The organism is Acinetobacter sp. R933-2, assembly GCF_030325485.1.
Taxonomy (GTDB): Bacteria; Pseudomonadota; Gammaproteobacteria; order Pseudomonadales; family Moraxellaceae; genus Acinetobacter; species Acinetobacter sichuanensis.
Map to the genome: position 1 here is coordinate 414692 of NZ_JACAIJ010000001.1, position 16386 is coordinate 431077.

Below are 16386 nucleotides of genomic sequence, written 5' to 3' on the forward strand. Positions count from 1 at the left end.
CATGGTTCTGGATTTTTCAAATTTAAATACGATGTTTTGAAGCAGATTGAGCTTAGATTTTACCAATCAAATCAATTGAAGGTGCAAGTGTCGCATCACCTTCTTTCCATTTTGCAGGACAAACTTCACCAGGGTGTGCATGAACATATTGTGCTGCTTTGACCTTACGTAAAAGCTCTTGTGCATCACGACCAATACCACCTGCATTGATTTCAATGATCTGAATTTTACCTTCAGGATCAATCACAAAAGTACCACGATCAGCCAAACCTTCAGCCTCGATCAAGACTTCAAAGTTTTTTGCCAAAGCCCAAGTTGGATCACCAATCATTGGATATTGGATTTTTTTGATTTCATCTGAATGGTCATGCCATGCTTTATGCGTAAAGTGAGTGTCGGTTGATACTGAATAAATTTCAACGCCCATTTTTTGGAATTCAGCATAATTGTCGGCTAAATCACCCAGTTCTGTTGGGCAAACAAATGTAAAATCAGCAGGATAGAAAAATACAACTGACCATTTACCAAAAAATTCTTTTTCAGAAACTTCGATGAACTCGCCATTTTTATATGCTGTTGCGTTGAATGCTTTAACTTCAGTATTGATTAAACTCATGTCGTATTCCTTCAGTTCGTTTCAGGGATTGCTTGTCTGTGAAACCAATATACGAAAGAATTTAAAATCGGTAAAACAGTAGTTTTTAATAAAAATGATCTGTTTTTTAGATCAAATAGACTTTATAAAATAAGATCATTCACAAAATAAGCAGAATATCTGACTGTTTAATTCAAATTGAGATATAAACTTTCTTTTACTTCCTCCATCACAACATAGCTGTGAGAAGAAGCCGAAGCAGGCAATTTTTTTAATAAATCTCCCAACAAACGACGATATGCGCCCATTTCTTTTAAACGTGCTTTGACCAAATAATCAAACTCACCTGAAATAAGATGACATTCTAATACTTCTGGTACTTCAGTTAAGCTTTTCGCGACCTGATCAAAAACATCACCTGATTTTGCAGATAACTTAATTTCTAAAAAAACCAATAAATTACGATCTACAGCAGCAGGGTTTAAACGTGCATAGTAGCCCATAATAATCCCATCACGCTCTAAGCGTTTCACTCGCTCTGAACAGGGTGTTGTAGATAGGTTGACTTTCGATGCCAACTCACTAATTGCGATTCGTCCATCCTTTTGTAAAATGTCTAAAATCATACAATCTATACGATCTAGCTTACGCATCATTTATTTCCTGTTTTTAGATTTTTTGCGAGAAAAACTATTATTTCACCTAAATTATAAGCCTTAAAATAGTGAAATAAACTATTAATTCATTCATATACTAGTGAAATAAACTAGATGATGATGAAAGGAATGAATTATGCATGTCCTCGTACTTGGAAGTGGTGTTATTGGGGTCGCTAGTGCATATTATCTAGCAAAACAAGGTGCTCAAGTGACTGTCTTAGACCGCCAGTCAGGTCCAGCAGAAGAAACCAGCTTTGGCAATGCTGGGCAAATTTCACCAGGCTACTCCACTCCATGGGCAGCACCAGGAATTCCATTTAAAGCAGTGAAATGGATGTTTCAACATCATGCACCTTTAGCTATTAATATTGATGGCAGCATGTGGCAATTGCAGTGGATGGCACAAATGCTGAAAAACTGTAATCCCAACAGCTATGCCATTAACAAAGAACGTATGACTCGTGTTGCAGAATATAGCCGTGATTGTTTACGTGAACTGCGCAAAGAAACAGATATTCATTATGAGCATCGTTCTAAAGGAACTTTACAAGTCTTTCGTAATGAAGCACAACTCGAAGCAGTACAGCGTGATATTCAAGTCTTAAAAGAGTGCGGTGTAAGTTATGAACTATTAGATGCTGACAACCTTGCAAAAGTTGAACCTGCACTTGCGCATGCAAAAGATAAATTAGTGGGTGGTTTACATTTACCCAATGATGAGACTGGTGATTGTTACTTATTTACCAATGCCTTAGCCAAAGCAGCACAAGACTTAGGTGTAGATTTTCAATTTAATCGCAATGTAGAAAAACTGATTGTAGAAGGCGATGAAATCAAAGGTGTACTGGTAGATGGTCAAATCATAAAAGCTGACCGTTATGTTTTGGCTTTTGGCAGTTATTCACGTGACTTTTTACGTCCTTTAGCACTTGATTTACCTGTCTATCCTGTCAAAGGTTACTCTCTGACACTGCCTATTACTCATCCTGAGTTTGCGCCACAATCTACAGTTTTAGATGAAACTTATAAAATCGCAATTACTCGTTTTGACCAACGTATTCGAGTTGGAGGTATGGCTGAGTTAAGTGGTTTTAATCTTGGCTTAAAACAAACACGCCGTCAGACTTTAGAAATGGTCACACAAGATTTATTTCCAGGTGGTGATTTAGCACAAGCTTCTTTTTGGACAGGTTTGCGTCCAATGACACCTGACAGTACGCCAATTATTGGTGCGACTCGCTACAAAAATTTATTTTTAAATACAGGTCACGGTACTTTAGGTTGGACGATGGCATGCGGTTCAGGCAAATTGATTAGTGACATTGTTTTACGTCATCAACCTGACATCAGTACGGATGGTTTATCACTGCAACGTTATGCCCACGTGGCTTAATCCTTAGCACTTCATACATGGAGCGTATGTTATGCCTCGCCCGATTTATGCCATTATTCACCAAGATGCTTTGGCGCATAATTTAGCAGTTGTTCGCAAAACTGTCCCTAAAAGTAAGGTATTTGCGGTAATCAAAGCCAATGCTTACGGACATGGTATTGAACGTGTTTATAATGCTCTTCAATCTGCAGATGGTTTTGCTTTATTAGATTTTGATGAAGCAAAACGCTTACGTGCTTTGGGCTGGCAAGGTTCGATTCTCTTATTAGAAGGTATATTTTCAGCACAAGATTTATTTGACTGTGTTCAATATAATCTAAGTTTTACCTTACATAGTCAGCATCAAATTGACTGGCTATTGCAACATTCCCAAGCGGCTCAGTTTAATGTTTTTCTGAAAATGAACAGTGGTATGAACCGACTTGGTTTTGCCCCTGAACAATATCATACGGTTTGGCAACAGTTAAAATCCTGTGACAAAGTCCACTCTATTACCCATATGATGCATTTTTCAGATGCAGATGCTGAGCGTTTTGGTGAAAATGGTATTGCCCATCAGTTACACATTTTTGAACAAATCACCAAAGATTTAGCAGGTGAAAAATCATTAAGTAATAGTGCTGCAATTTTGCGACATGCGCATTTAGATACAGACTTTGTTCGTGCAGGCATCATGCTCTATGGTAGCTCACCTGACTTCCCACATCATGGTATTCAAGATTGGGATTTAAAACCAACCATGACTTTAAAAAGCGAAATCATCGCAATTCAAACATTAAAACCGCAAGACACCGTCGGTTATGGTTCGCATTTTCAAGCAGAAAAAACTATGCGTATAGGCATTGTAGCGTGTGGTTATGCCGATGGTTATCAAAGAATCTCAGCCACAGGCACACCTGTTTTAGTCAATGGTCAACGTAGCCAAACCTTAGGTCGCATCAGCATGGACATGCTTGCTGTTGATCTGAGTCATCTCAAAAATGTCAGCATTGGTAGTGAAGTGGTTTTATGGGGCAAAGCACAAACAGGGGAAATTCTTCCGATTGATGAAGTTGCAGCAATGTCAGGAACCATTGGCTATGAATTGATGTGTGCTATTACCAACCGAGTTCATTTTCAAATAGACCAATCCAGTCAAACTTAAGGAAAAGACACAATGAATCATACAGATATTCAATATTTTAACTGTACAGAAGTGATGAGCGCGATTACTGTTTTTAATCAAACTGTCTATTTATCAGGTCAAGTACCCACCGATACAGATTTAGATATTACAGCTCAGACTCAACAAGTGCTTGAAAAAATTGATCAACTTTTGGCTTTAGCCAATACAGATAAATCTCGTTTATTATCGGCTCAATTATTTATTAAAAATTTGGCTGATTTTAACAGCGTAAATGCGATTTGGATTGAATGGCTACGCGGCTGCAATACACCTGCACGCGCAACCATCCAAGCCGATTTAGTCAATCCCGACTGGCTCATTGAAATCTCAGTCATAGCAGCGGCAAAATAAATCATAACAATATAATAAAGTGCATGAGCCAACTAGTTTTGGCTCACTTCCACACAGCTTTCTGAAAAATTAACAATATTATTCCATGCTGTTTTTGCGAGTATTTTTTTATAATTTTGTGGTGAAGTTTTGACTTTATTTGACACCCATGCACGACAATAATTTTCTGCCACACCAATGACCAAAGACAATAATAACTCTCGTGGAATATCAGTTAAAAGATGAAATTCTTTCTGTTGTTGGAACCATTGTAATAAATATTGATTACGCAAATGATTACGCTGTTGCAAATCTGGATAAAGTGAACTTTGTTTTAATGCAAAACGAGCTGCATACAAAAAACGAGCAAAGTCAGGATAATCAACTACCCAATCTATATAACTTTCCACAATTGAGATAATACCTTGTTGCATATTTTCTGTTTGCTTTAAAGCATCTTCACGACGCTGTGCTTGGTCGTCTAAAGCTGCAAAAAATAAAGCTGCAACGATACCTTCTTTATTTTTAAAATGATGATAAATTGCGCCAACACTCGCATCTGCCCGTTCACGAATCATTTCAATACTTGTTGTTTCCACGCCATTTTCTAAAAAACAAAGCAAAGCTTGTTTAAGAATTTGACGTTTTAATTCTGCTCGTTTTCCTACATAAATTCGTTCTAATAATTCGATATTTTCCATTAATCTTTAATTCCATCCGCTAACTTTGACCAATTTTAAGCAGAATATGTCTGTCGAGCCAATAACAGAATATTATTCTGTATTAAAATCATCGTCTGTATTCAATGAAAATGGGAAATAACAATGAGCCAAGCACTTAAACTATGGAATAGCTTTAAAAATAAACCTGCTGGAAAATGGACATTCTCCAAACTACTCTGTTTAAAAGCACCTTACTTCAGTAGTATTTCACCTGTCTTTGAACAACTTAAACCAAATTATTGCGAAATCAAAATCAAGAAACATCGTGCTGTCCTCAATCATATTGGTACAGTTCATGCAATTGCAATGTGTAATATGGCAGAACTCGCAGGTGGAACAATGACCGATGCCACGGTACCCTCTACACATCGTTGGATTCCTAAAGGCATGACGGTTGAATATCTAAAAAAAGCCAATACCGATTTAGTCGCAATTGCGACGCCTGCCGATGCAAATTTTCAATGGAATCAAGGCAGTGATTATTTAGTCAATGTCGAAGTCAAAGATACAAAAAATGAGACTGTGTTTAAAGCTGTGATCACGATGTGGGTATCAGCAAAGAAATAATGCTCTTCCCGATCTCCTTTGCAACACAAAGGAGATTCTTTAGGTGGTCTACATGATGATGATTTAATTTGTACAAATATTCCGTGCATAATAAGAAAGTTGATCCGCCATTTGATAGATTTCTTGTTGATATTCATCATCGTAATAAGACGCTGAGCCATCAATTGCAATAAACATATCAACAAAAATTTCAACTAATTTTTTTGGAATATAATCCTTTGCTCGATACTCAGCATCTATATCTTTTAAAAGTTGAATCATTTCTGCAAAAAGCACTTCATCAATTCCTTGACGTCCATGAAGTTTAAGTGAGTAATCTAACCATATTTGTGTAAACTGATCTATTTTATCCATTTTTTATTTTCTCATTTCTTGATTTCCCCAATAAAAAACCCTCTGCGTTCGCAAAGGGTTTTGATAATGACTTGCTGTTTTAATCAATTAGAACGGAAGATCATCATCTAAATCTGCTGGTGCTTGAGCAGGTGTAGCAGGCGCTGCTGCTGGCTTAGGTGATTGAAAACCTTGGTTTACATTGTTACCTGCATTGCCATAGTTACCTTGGTTGCTATTGGCTTGGTTACCGTAGTTACCTTGGTTGCCCTGATTCGCATAACCGCCTTGATTACCTTGGTTGTTATTAAAACCACCTTGGTTATTGTTGTTAAAGCCACCTTGGTTGTTATTGTTGTTAAAACGAGGTTGATTATAACCACCGTTTTCACCACCTTCACCACCTTGCTGACGATTTGAATCTAACATTTGCATTTGTTCACCACGAATTTCTGTGGTGTAACGCTCTTGACCATTTTGGTCTGTCCACTGACGAGTACGCAAAGAACCTTCAATATAAACTTTAGAGCCTTTACGCAAATATTGCTGAGCGATTTCCCCTAAACGGTTATGTAGCACAATACGGTGCCATTCTGTTTGTTCTTTTCTTTCGCCTGTGTTTTTATCTGTCCAAGACTCACTGGTCGCAATTGAAAATTGAGTGAGAGACCCACCATTTGGGAAAGTCTTCGTCTCAGGATCACGACCTAGAGTACCTACTAAAATAACTTTATTTACACCACGCATCAGACGTTATCTTCCTATTCGATTCTATGTTTTACTTTATAAGAGTTATGTTTAAATGGCTACCTCTTTACCAAACAAGTGCGTTAAATGTTGTCGCCCAGCATCATCTATTTGCTGTTTATCAACTTTAATATAGGCAACTTGTTGGTCAGACATCACCACGACCTCTTCAATACCACGAATTGTTAATAACTGAGAAGTCCAATCATCGGTTTGTTTATTCTCAGGTAATCGCAATACAATTGATGTTAAATAACGTGGTTGCGCCAGCCCAAAACTAATGAGCAGCCAAATTATAGCAATTGCCGATAAAACACTCCAACCCATTGTCGTATTATTAAGTAAAATTAATTGACCACCGAGCGTTCCACCAAAAAATGCACCTAAGAATTGTGCACTGGCATTGACGCCCATGGCAGTCGCTTTAGATTGAATAGGAGCAGCTTTTGATAACCACGAAGGTAATAATGCTTCCATGACATTAAAAGCAATAAAGAAGAAAGCTAAACCTAACAGTAAGATATATTTAGATTCATAACCAAAAATAAGAATCACCAAGCCTGCAATGATGCCTGCAATGGCAGTCAGGAAAATACCACGCATTTTGCGATATTTTTCAGCCAAAATAATACTTGGAAATGCAAAAAACAAACTGATTACAAGTAAGGGTAAATACACAATACCATGTTTAGATAATGGAATATCTGCAAAGTTAATCAACTGCGATGGCATATAAATAAACATTGCGGTTAGTAATAAATGCAATGAAAACACTGACACATGTAAACGGTTTAAATCACCCATTTTCAAGACTTGTTTCAGTTGATTGAAATAACCCTGATTAAAATTCTTATGATGACGTGTGGTTTTTGGCACTAAAAATAAAGTCAAAATCGCCAACAAGCCCATCAAGGTCGTAACCCAAAATAGACCTGAAATTCCCACTAAACTGGTCAGCCACGGACCTAAACTAAATGCAACAACAAAAGACAAACCGATACTCATGCCCATGACCGCCATGGCTTTACTGCGGTTTTCTTCACGAGTGACATCAGCAAGCAATGCCATCACCACTGCGGAAACTGCCCCTGCTCCAGCAATGGCACGACCAATGATGACACCATAAATCGTTTCTGACATTGCCGCCACAGCACCACCCAGAGCAAACAACAGTAAACCAAATACAATCAGTGGTTTGCGACTAAAGCGATCTGCCCAAAGGCTAAACGGAATTTGTAATAATGCTTGACTTAGACCATACACACCTACGGCTAAACCGATCAGTGCTGGCGTTGCATATTGATATGACTGTCCTGCAACAGCAAAGACAGGAATAATCATGAACAATCCCAACATGCGTAAAGCAAAAATACTACTTAATGCAAAGGTCGAGCGGCGTTCTAAAGGATTCATCATATCTACTGGCTTATCAAAACTGGCGAGCTAATTTGTAGCCACATCATCGCATATTGCAGACGGTGTGGAAACATTGAGCATAAAAAAGGACGCTTTCAAAGCGTCCCTTATTGTAAACATTTTTCTTAAAAAAGAATTAACTTTGCTGTTCAATTCGTTTGTTATATTGGATTGAAGCTAAAACTGCCCAAACAATAAATGCAACACCAATTAAACCTGTAACAACTTCAGGTACATGCAAACCTGTACCACTGGCAATCATGATAAATGCTAAAGCACCAATCGCATAATGTGCGCCATGCTCAAGATAAACATATGCATCGAGTGTTCCTTTTTCAACAAGGTAAATCGTCATTGAACGAACGAACATAGCACCAATGGCAAGACCCAACATGATGATGACCACGTCTGAAGTGATGGCAAATGCACCAATGACACCATCAAAACTAAAAGATGCATCTAAAACTTCAAGATAAATAAAGCCACCTATACCTGCTTTAATTGCACCAGTTGGTGCGCCTGAAGCATCATGACCAACGGCATTACCCTCTTCATCAATCTCAGGTTCACCACCCAATAAATGACTAAGGACTTGCACACCTACATACACCACGATGCCCCAAATACCAGCCATTGTCACCACTAAACGTTTTGCTTCTTCGACATTCGCCGCCATAATCAACAATGCAATCAAAGCTAAAAATACTGACATCGCAGGAACATTAGCTAAATGTGCTAAGCGTTTTTCCAACCATGCAAACCAATGCGTATCTTTACCTTCATCCAAGAAAAAGTTAAGAAAAACTAAAAGTAAGAATGAACCACCAAAAGCCGCAATTTCAGCATGATGTGCAATTAAACGTTCAGAATAATCTTTTGGATTATTTAATGCCATATTAACCACTTCCATCATGCCCATATCTGCTGTTGCAGCAACAATCACAATTGGAAAAATCAAACGCATACCAAATACAGCAATCAAAATACCCACGGTTAAGAAAATCATTTTCCAAAAATGATCCCAACCACGTAAGACTGACGCATTGACCACGGCATTATCAAAAGAAAGCGACACTTCCATCACTGCCAAAATTGCTGTGATTGCTAATGCCGTAAACATCGTCTTAATGCCTGCTTCTGGTCCATGGGTAAAGCCCCAATATGCAGAAATAGCAAGACAGACGACCGTAAAGATGATTGAGAAACCAAAATGTTTCCACATGATAGATCGACCTATAAATAAATTTTTATCTAATGATAAATAGAGGACTTAAATAAAATTAAGCTTTATGTCGTAATTATGACAACTTTTTCACACTATTCTCAAATTCTTCGTATGATTTTTTTGAATATTTAAACGAAATTAAACGGATTTTCATGTCGCAAAAAAATTATTATTTGTTATAGTTAAAGCATAATTTATAAACTATTTGGAATAAATTAATGTCTTTTTCTCAAGATGTTTGGCAACGTAATTTAGCGCTTTATGAAAAAACGCTTGCTCTTCCTTTTAACCAAGAACTTGCGGCAGGCACTTTAAGTAAAGACGCTTTTTGCCACTATGTAATTCAAGATGCTCATTATTTAGTTGCTTATGGACGTGCGCTTGCAGTGTGTGGCGCAAAAGCATTTGCAGCAGATGACATTATCCAATTCACTCAAGGTGCCAAAGAAGCCATTATTGTAGAACGTAGTTTACATGATGGTTTTATGAAAGATTTTGGGATTAGCAAAGCAGATTTTGAAAATACGCCTTTGACTTTGGCTTGTCATCACTACACGTCTTTCCTTACTGCAACGGCTTGGTCTGAGAGTTATCCTATTGTATTAGCATCATTGCTGCCTTGTTTTTGGATTTATGCAGAAGTTGGCAAAGATATTGTCAATGCATCTGTGGCAAATAACCCTTATCAAGCATGGGTCGACACCTATTCAGGTGAGCATTTTAATGAAGCTGTTCAAAATGTTTTAGCCACTATTGACCGTATTGCAGCGCGTTGCGATGCTGATACCATTGAAAAAATGCATCAAGCATATACCAAAGGTGCTGAGCTTGAATATTTATTCTGGGATAGCGCTTATCATCAAAGACAATGGTTAAGCTTAGATTAATCAATAATTTAGAATCTATAACTTGATATTTTTTAATCCTCCCTTTGCAAAGCAGTAGAATTTTCATGACTAAAAATTACTTTAGTTAGTGGAAGTTTCTCGCTTTATATAACTAAGTATTTGGGAGGATTTTTTAGAAGTTTATCCAATAATTTTACTGAACTGACAGGTATTAATACCTTGCTATGACTTTTCATCTTTTACGCTGATGCATAATAAAAATTCCAAGCATAAATCAACACAATGGCACTCAATACCCAACACAAAGTAGCGAGCCCTAAACATGACCAAACAGGCACTTTAGGTGCCAATAAATAGACCGTTAGCAAATAGACAAAATAAGGAATTAAAGACCACATACCAAATAATGCGGTTTGCTGTAAAGCATAGCTACCCTTATCTTGAGCGACAATGACATGTGCAATTAGGGCAAAAGTTGGAAACAAAGGCACCAAACCTGCAATATAAAATACCTTGCTTTTTGACAATACAGCGATCAACAAAACAACCACTGCTCCAATCACACATTTTAAAAATAAAGACAGCATGGTTGAGCTGCTCTGCATCGACTTGAAGATATAATTTTACTGTATTTCTTTCATACTGCTACACATCGGCACGAAGCAATAAAATCAAAACTGGACAAAGTCATACAATAATGCCAGAATAAATGATAATAATTATCATTATCAATTCATCAAAGGTGTGAGGTGCAGATGCAAGATCCAACATTAGCAACGGAAGCCATTCGTACATTTTTCACTTTACAATGTTGTTGGCTAAACAATAAAGAAATTTATCTAGAAAAAGGGTGTCAGCATTGCGGTGCTGCTGCAACGTACCTGATTTATTATACAAATACACATATTCAAAAATTGATGTTGGCATTTATTACAAAATTTAATTGCCATCTTGCAAAAGGTTGGGACTTACTCGATTTAGATGATTTTGAAGATCAATATTATGATTTTCTACAATTACTTGAAAAGGAAGTTAATTTTTATGCCAGACAACACCATGATATTGCAAGAGTATTTGCATTTGAAGACTTAGATTCTATTTTCGAGCGCCCATATTCGATGGCATGTTAATCAGGCTTTTATAAAACCGAATGATTGATTCTATAGGACATTTTACTGCTCAAACATCATATTCAACAGTAATGACGTTTGAACAGTTTTGTCTTTAACTTGATGAAAAGCTCATTTTATTGAATTTGAAAAATGCAAAGAAAGGTTCTGATTTAATAGATCTTTCACATATCCGACATAAAATGTCGCGAAAAAACGATTTAATACAGCTTGAACAAAATTAAATCGCTATCATATATAGCCTTCAAATTGCATACATTCGAGATCGTTCTATGAGTCAAAGTCATATCCGTATTCGAGGCGCACGTACCCATAATTTAAAAAACGTATCGCTCGATATTCCACGCGACAAATTTGTGGTGATCACGGGACTTTCAGGCTCAGGTAAATCATCACTTGCTTTTGATACCTTATATGCCGAAGGTCAGCGCCGTTATGTTGAATCTTTGTCTGCTTATGCCCGTCAGTTTTTATCGCAAATGGAAAAACCTGAAGTTGATTCGATTGAAGGTTTAAGCCCTGCAATTGCCATTGAACAGAAATCAACCAGTCACAACCCACGTTCAACGGTGGGAACCATTACTGAAATTTACGATTATCTGCGTTTACTTTATGCACGTGTGGGTACACCTTACTGTCCTGAACATGACCTGCCAATGGTGGCGCAAACTGTTTCGGAAATGGTTGATGCAGTCAAAGGTCTGGAAGAAGGTACAGCACTGATGTTGCTTGCACCTGTGGTACGAGAGCGTAAAGGCGAGTACAGCAATTTATTTGAACAATTACAAAGTCAGGGTTTTGTCCGTGCCCGTGTCGATGGTGAAGTGATTGATATCGACACACCACCTGAATTGGATAAAAAGAAAAAACACACCATTGAAGTGGTGGTAGACCGTTTTAAAGTCCGTGATGACTTGGGCAACCGTATCGCAGAAAGTTTTGAAACCGCACTGCGTTTAGGTGGCGATATTGCAATTTTATCGTGGATGAATGGCGAACAACCTGAACGGGTATTTTCAGCAAAACACTCTTGCCCTGAATGTGACCGCGCTGTGGCAGAACTTGAACCACGCCTATTTTCATTCAACAATCCATTTGGTGCCTGCCCTGTTTGTGATGGTTTAGGTACACGCAGTCATTTCAGTGCGGACAAATTGATTCCTAGCCCTGATGTTTCAATCAGTCAAGGTGCAATTCGGGGTTGGGACAGACAACGCCCGTATTACTACAGCATGATTCAGAAAGTGGCGGATCATTTTGGTTTTTCTTTGGATACGCCATGGAATGAACTCGATGCCGATACCAAAAAGAAATTTTTGTATGGTACAGGCAAAGAAAAAGTTGATTTAAGTTATATCGATGAGCGTGGTCGTAAGCATAGTCGTGTACAGGCTTTTGAAGGCATTTTGCCACATTTGGAACGTCGTTATCGCGAAACAGAGTCCAACTATGTTCGTGATGACTTGGCACAATATCTATCCAATGCTGCTTGTGATGCCTGTGGTGGTTCTCGTCTGAATGAAATTTCACGCCATGTTCGGGTGAAAGACAAAACCATTGCCCAAATTACTAAGATGTCGATTGGCGACGCAGAAGATTATTATCAGGATTTAAATCTTGAAGGTGCCAAAGGCGAAATTGCCGATAAAATTTTCAAAGAAATCCGTGAACGTTTACACTTCCTTGTCTCTGTAGGTTTGAACTATTTAAGTCTGTCACGTTCTGCGGAAACGCTTTCGGGTGGTGAAGCTCAGCGTATTCGTTTGGCTTCGCAAATTGGTGCAGGCTTAATGGGCGTGATGTACGTGCTTGATGAACCTTCGATTGGTTTGCATCAACGGGATAATGATCGTTTGCTTGAAACATTAGTTCGTCTTCGTGACTTAGGCAATACCGTTTTAGTGGTTGAACATGATGAAGATGCGATTCGTGCAGCCGATCATATTATTGATATTGGTCCGGGTGCAGGGATTCATGGCGGTCATGTGATTGCCGAAGGAACCTATGATGAAATTTTGGCAAATAGTGAATCACTCACAGGTCAGTATTTATCAGGCAAGTTAAAAATTGAAGTGCCGAAAACGCGTGTGCAACCACCAAAGCCTGATGAGCAAATCAAGCTGATGGGTGCGGCAGGACATAACCTGAAAAATGTCGATCTGACCATTCCTTTAGGAGTGATGACCTGTGTAACAGGCGTTTCAGGTTCAGGAAAATCAACGCTCATTAACCGTACGTTATTGCCTTTAGCAGCAACGCAACTGAATGGTGCAACCACGCTCACGGCTGAAAAATTCGACTCGATTGATGGTTTGCAATTCCTCGATAAAGTCGTCGATATTGACCAAAGCCCGATTGGACGTACGCCTCGTTCTAACCCTGCGACCTATACAGGTTTATTCACCCCGATTCGTGAATTATTTGCACAGACTCCCGAAGCCAAAGCACGTGGTTACGCCGCAGGTCGTTTCTCATTTAACGTCAAAGGTGGTCGTTGTGAAGCCTGTGAAGGTGACGGGATGATCAAAGTGGCGATGCATTTCTTACCCGATATGTATGTGCCATGTGATGCCTGTCATGGTGACCGTTATAACCGTGAAACTTTGGAAGTCGGCTATAAAGGAAAAAATATTTCTGATGTTTTGGGTATGACTGTTGAAGATGCGATGCATTTCTTTGATGCAATTCCTGTGATTCACCGTCGTTTGGAAACTTTAAATCAGGTTGGTTTGGGTTATATCCGTTTGGGTCAGTCTGCAACCACGCTTTCAGGCGGTGAAGCGCAACGTGTGAAACTTGCTCGTGAACTTGCTAAGCGTGATACAGGTAAAACCTTGTATGTGCTTGATGAACCAACGACTGGTCTGCATTTCCATGATATTGCGAAACTTTTGGATATTCTTCATGAGCTTCGTAATAAGGGCAATACTATTGTGGTGATTGAGCATAATTTGGATGTGATCAAAACTGCTGACTGGGTGATTGATTTGGGTCCTGAAGGTGGTGCAGGCGGTGGGCAGATCATTGCTGAAGGTACACCTGAAGACGTGGTGAAATCTAAAGTTTCACATACAGCGAAGTTTTTAAAGCCGATGTTGAAATAAAAATCTCCCAACCATTTTTAGAAATGGAGTTCCCCTCTTTTTAAAAAGAGGGGTTAGGGGAGATTAAAAGGATATGCTTCAAATCGCTGTGATTTAGTGGTAAAACCATTATTCATCAATCTATATTGATTTTTATGACTGGATTAGAAATATTAGATACTGCAATTAAAATTGGTTTAGGTGCACTAATTACTGGTGTAATTGCCTATTTTAATCAAAAGATAAATATATCGGCTTCTGTTGCTAAGGAAAATCTGCAATTTAATAGAAACTTTTTAGCCAATATTTCATCAGATGTTGAGGAAATAAATCATTTAATATTAAAAATGTGGGCTATTTTTGAATTTGAAACAAAGAAAACACCTATTGAAAACCAAAAATTATATGATCGGCTTGACCCATTAAGAGCAACTCTTTTCAATGATTTTAGCCTACTTAGTAAAAATGAAGGATTGCTACTATTACATGGCTATACGCAACAGCAAGAAAAATTAAGAACCTATGGAGAACTTTTAGGGAAATTTAACTCCTATACCTTATATAGAAATGGTGAAGTTAATGAGAAAACTACAATAGAATATAAAGTTAAAATTTTGGAAGCTCGAAAAAATCTCTACTTGAGCTTAAATAGTGTATTAACTTAGAACTGTTATTTACATAATACATTAACTCGTTGCATGTACCAATTTCATCAACTATTTGATTGAAAAAACCAAAGATTAATATCCTAACTCAGCGATAAAAAAAGACCTCTTTCGAGGTCTTAATATACTTAGTGACTCACCACCACTTCACCTGTTTGCTGATAACGCTTACGAATTAAAATCACGCAAACCCAAGCAATCACCAACGGAATAGCCAAAGCATAAAAATAACCACTGCTACCAAAACCAGATAAAACTGTACCACCGATCGCTGAACCGAGTATCGCACCAAAACGCCCCATACCAATCGCCCAACCTGTTGCTGTTGCGCGAACTTCAGCAGGATACGATGCAACCACCAAATAATTTAACGCGAGTTGTTGTCCGCCGATACCAAAGCCTGCCAATGCAATCAGTGCAAAAATCATTGACCATTGAGCAGTTTCAATACTTAGACCCAAAGCAATAGCAACAGCAATTCCGCAAGCAAACATAAAATACAGAATTTTAACTGTATTAATTTTTGGTAAAAAATAAGCCAATGGAATCGCAAAAACAATAAATGCGGCATTTACCGTCACAGAAGCATAAGGCGCTTGAATAGGATCTAGACCCGATTGTTTTAAAATCGTTGGCAACCAAGACAGCAACATAAACCATGCAATCCAGTTAAAGAAATATGTTCCCCAAACACCCACTGTGGTTTTGGCTAAACCATTTTGAAATAAACTCGAAAGCTTGGCTGGCTCTACTTTTTGAATCTCTGATTTTGCAAAAACATCTTCATTAAGCTGAATCGGTTGAGCTGAAATTTTATTTAAAATTTTGGCAATACTGGCTTTATTTTTTTCCGTAGGACGCTGCGCCAAATACTCCAAAGATTCAGGCAAAACAAAAAACATCAAAACTAATAATGCCAACGGAATGACACCACCAATAATATAAATACTTTGCCAACCCCAAAGTGGTAAAATTTTAGCCGCCAATATACCGCCTATCATCGCCCCTGCAGGTAGTGCCAAAAGTACACCTGTCGTCACTAAGCCTTTATAACGCTTTGGTGAATATTCAGATGCCAATGCCAAAAGCACAGGCGTTGCGCCTCCCATACCTAACCCTGCGATCACTCGCAAGACAAAAATATGATCTAAATGCGTGACAAAAGCCGTTGCAAAAGTCGCGAGCGCAAAAATAAATATACAAATCATCAAGGTCTTACGGCGACCTAACTTATCTCCGAGCATTCCTAAGAACATCGCCCCGACTGTCATGCCAATAATGCCTGCAGTCAATACAGGTGCTAAAGCTTTGGCATCGAGTTGAAATGCATCAATAATTGCTGGACCTGTAAATGCAACTGCTTGGGTGTCAAAGCCATCAAATAATGCGATGAGAAAGCATAAAAGAATAATAAACCATTGATATGGTGAAAATCTCTGATCCACAACCTGTGAAATTTGTGTGGGTTTTGGTGTTAAATCCATTTTACATCCTTATCCATATTCTTA

General features: G+C 38.2%; 17 protein-coding genes. 8 read left to right on the forward strand and 9 right to left on the reverse strand.

Going from position 1 to position 16386, the window contains the following annotated elements:
• Nucleotides 1-52: 52 nt before the first annotated feature.
• Together ahpC and HX005_RS02100 are read right to left on the reverse strand one after the other, a co-directional pair.
• On the reverse strand, nt 53-616 hold the full coding sequence (ahpC, locus tag HX005_RS02095) for an alkyl hydroperoxide reductase subunit C (protein ID WP_286376113.1): 564 nt from the start codon (nt 614-616) through the stop codon (nt 53-55).
• Nucleotides 617-783: 167 nt separating this feature from the next.
• Nucleotides 784-1248 (reverse strand): Lrp/AsnC ligand binding domain-containing protein, encoded by a 465-nt coding sequence (locus HX005_RS02100; RefSeq protein ID WP_107007227.1) that lies wholly within the window; start codon nt 1246-1248, stop codon nt 784-786.
• A gap of 139 nt (nt 1249-1387) precedes the next feature.
• On the opposite strand from HX005_RS02100, the gene HX005_RS02105 reads away from it, so the two are divergent.
• From HX005_RS02105 to HX005_RS02115, 3 genes are read left to right on the forward strand one after another with little or no spacing between them, the layout of a single operon-like run.
• Complete coding sequence (locus HX005_RS02105) at nt 1388-2647, forward strand: D-amino acid dehydrogenase (protein WP_107007228.1); 1260 nt, start codon at nt 1388-1390, stop codon at nt 2645-2647.
• 31 nt (nt 2648-2678) lie between these two features.
• Nucleotides 2679-3791 (forward strand): alanine racemase, encoded by a 1113-nt coding sequence (gene alr, locus HX005_RS02110; RefSeq protein ID WP_286376114.1) that lies wholly within the window; start codon nt 2679-2681, stop codon nt 3789-3791.
• Nucleotides 3792-3803: 12 nt separating this feature from the next.
• Nucleotides 3804-4163: a RidA family protein gene (locus tag HX005_RS02115; RefSeq protein WP_286376115.1), complete on the forward strand. Its 360-nt coding sequence runs from the start codon at nt 3804-3806 to the stop codon at nt 4161-4163.
• A gap of 32 nt (nt 4164-4195) precedes the next feature.
• On the opposite strand, the gene HX005_RS02120 is transcribed toward HX005_RS02115, so the two are convergent.
• A complete protein-coding gene (locus HX005_RS02120) occupies nt 4196-4843 on the reverse strand; it encodes a TetR/AcrR family transcriptional regulator (RefSeq protein ID WP_286376116.1) in 648 nt (215 codons plus the stop codon).
• 123 nt (nt 4844-4966) lie between these two features.
• On the opposite strand from HX005_RS02120, the gene HX005_RS02125 reads away from it, so the two are divergent.
• Entirely contained in the window at nt 4967-5431 is a 465-nt protein-coding gene (locus HX005_RS02125; RefSeq protein WP_286376117.1) for a hotdog fold domain-containing protein, read from the forward strand.
• 63 nt (nt 5432-5494) lie between these two features.
• On the opposite strand, the gene HX005_RS02130 is transcribed toward HX005_RS02125, so the two are convergent.
• The 4 genes from HX005_RS02130 to HX005_RS02145 form a co-directional block, all read right to left on the reverse strand.
• Nucleotides 5495-5785 (reverse strand): hypothetical protein, encoded by a 291-nt coding sequence (locus HX005_RS02130; RefSeq protein WP_286376118.1) that lies wholly within the window; start codon nt 5783-5785, stop codon nt 5495-5497.
• 87 nt (nt 5786-5872) lie between these two features.
• Entirely contained in the window at nt 5873-6511 is a 639-nt protein-coding gene (gene ssb / locus HX005_RS02135; protein ID WP_107007234.1) for a single-stranded DNA-binding protein, read from the reverse strand.
• Between the two features lie 51 nt (nt 6512-6562).
• The gene (locus tag HX005_RS02140) at nt 6563-7927 is read right to left on the reverse strand and encodes an MFS transporter (protein WP_107007235.1); all 1365 of its coding nucleotides are present in this window, start codon (nt 7925-7927) and stop codon (nt 6563-6565) included.
• Between the two features lie 136 nt (nt 7928-8063).
• Nucleotides 8064-9149, reverse strand: coding sequence for a DUF475 domain-containing protein (locus tag HX005_RS02145; protein WP_286376119.1), 1086 nt, complete (start codon nt 9147-9149; stop codon nt 8064-8066).
• 221 nt (nt 9150-9370) lie between these two features.
• On the opposite strand from HX005_RS02145, the gene tenA reads away from it, so the two are divergent.
• Entirely contained in the window at nt 9371-10039 is a 669-nt protein-coding gene (tenA, locus tag HX005_RS02150; RefSeq protein ID WP_286376120.1) for a thiaminase II, read from the forward strand.
• 200 nt (nt 10040-10239) lie between these two features.
• On the opposite strand, the gene HX005_RS02155 is transcribed toward tenA, so the two are convergent.
• A complete protein-coding gene (locus HX005_RS02155; protein ID WP_286376121.1) occupies nt 10240-10587 on the reverse strand; it encodes a GlpM family protein in 348 nt (115 codons plus the stop codon).
• Nucleotides 10588-10755: 168 nt separating this feature from the next.
• Here HX005_RS02155 and HX005_RS02160 point away from each other — a divergent pair, with 168 nt between their 5' ends.
• From HX005_RS02160 to HX005_RS02170, 3 genes are all read left to right on the forward strand, one after another.
• Complete coding sequence (locus HX005_RS02160) at nt 10756-11130, forward strand: hypothetical protein (protein WP_286376122.1); 375 nt, start codon at nt 10756-10758, stop codon at nt 11128-11130.
• A 272-nt stretch (nt 11131-11402) separates the two neighbouring features.
• The gene (gene uvrA, locus HX005_RS02165; protein WP_286376123.1) at nt 11403-14234 is read left to right on the forward strand and encodes an excinuclease ABC subunit UvrA; all 2832 of its coding nucleotides are present in this window, start codon (nt 11403-11405) and stop codon (nt 14232-14234) included.
• A gap of 134 nt (nt 14235-14368) precedes the next feature.
• Nucleotides 14369-14878 (forward strand): hypothetical protein, encoded by a 510-nt coding sequence (locus HX005_RS02170; protein WP_286376124.1) that lies wholly within the window; start codon nt 14369-14371, stop codon nt 14876-14878.
• Between the two features lie 128 nt (nt 14879-15006).
• Here the strand turns inward: HX005_RS02170 and HX005_RS02175 are convergent, their stop codons facing one another.
• Nucleotides 15007-16362: an MFS transporter gene (locus tag HX005_RS02175; protein WP_286376125.1), complete on the reverse strand. Its 1356-nt coding sequence runs from the start codon at nt 16360-16362 to the stop codon at nt 15007-15009.
• Nucleotides 16363-16386: the final 24 nt, after the last annotated feature.

Bases quoted from the DNA above. Each gene is read 5' to 3' on its own strand.
- ahpC (WP_286376113.1), bottom strand. From the start codon at position 616: ATGAGTTTAATCAATACTGAAGTTAAAGCATTCAACGCAACAGCATAT.
- HX005_RS02100 (WP_107007227.1), bottom strand. From the start codon at position 1,248: ATGCGTAAGCTAGATCGTATAGATTGTATGATTTTAGACATTTTACAA.
- HX005_RS02105 (WP_107007228.1), top strand. From the start codon at position 1,388: ATGCATGTCCTCGTACTTGGAAGTGGTGTTATTGGGGTCGCTAGTGCA.
- alr (WP_286376114.1), top strand. From the start codon at position 2,679: ATGCCTCGCCCGATTTATGCCATTATTCACCAAGATGCTTTGGCGCAT.
- HX005_RS02115 (WP_286376115.1), top strand. From the start codon at position 3,804: ATGAATCATACAGATATTCAATATTTTAACTGTACAGAAGTGATGAGC.
- HX005_RS02120 (WP_286376116.1), bottom strand. From the start codon at position 4,843: ATGGAAAATATCGAATTATTAGAACGAATTTATGTAGGAAAACGAGCA.
- HX005_RS02125 (WP_286376117.1), top strand. From the start codon at position 4,967: ATGAGCCAAGCACTTAAACTATGGAATAGCTTTAAAAATAAACCTGCT.
- HX005_RS02130 (WP_286376118.1), bottom strand. From the start codon at position 5,785: ATGGATAAAATAGATCAGTTTACACAAATATGGTTAGATTACTCACTT.
- ssb (WP_107007234.1), bottom strand. From the start codon at position 6,511: ATGCGTGGTGTAAATAAAGTTATTTTAGTAGGTACTCTAGGTCGTGAT.
- HX005_RS02140 (WP_107007235.1), bottom strand. From the start codon at position 7,927: ATGATGAATCCTTTAGAACGCCGCTCGACCTTTGCATTAAGTAGTATT.
- HX005_RS02145 (WP_286376119.1), bottom strand. From the start codon at position 9,149: ATGTGGAAACATTTTGGTTTCTCAATCATCTTTACGGTCGTCTGTCTT.
- tenA (WP_286376120.1), top strand. From the start codon at position 9,371: ATGTCTTTTTCTCAAGATGTTTGGCAACGTAATTTAGCGCTTTATGAA.
- HX005_RS02155 (WP_286376121.1), bottom strand. From the start codon at position 10,587: ATGCTGTCTTTATTTTTAAAATGTGTGATTGGAGCAGTGGTTGTTTTG.
- HX005_RS02160 (WP_286376122.1), top strand. From the start codon at position 10,756: ATGCAAGATCCAACATTAGCAACGGAAGCCATTCGTACATTTTTCACT.
- uvrA (WP_286376123.1), top strand. From the start codon at position 11,403: ATGAGTCAAAGTCATATCCGTATTCGAGGCGCACGTACCCATAATTTA.
- HX005_RS02170 (WP_286376124.1), top strand. From the start codon at position 14,369: ATGACTGGATTAGAAATATTAGATACTGCAATTAAAATTGGTTTAGGT.
- HX005_RS02175 (WP_286376125.1), bottom strand. From the start codon at position 16,362: ATGGATTTAACACCAAAACCCACACAAATTTCACAGGTTGTGGATCAG.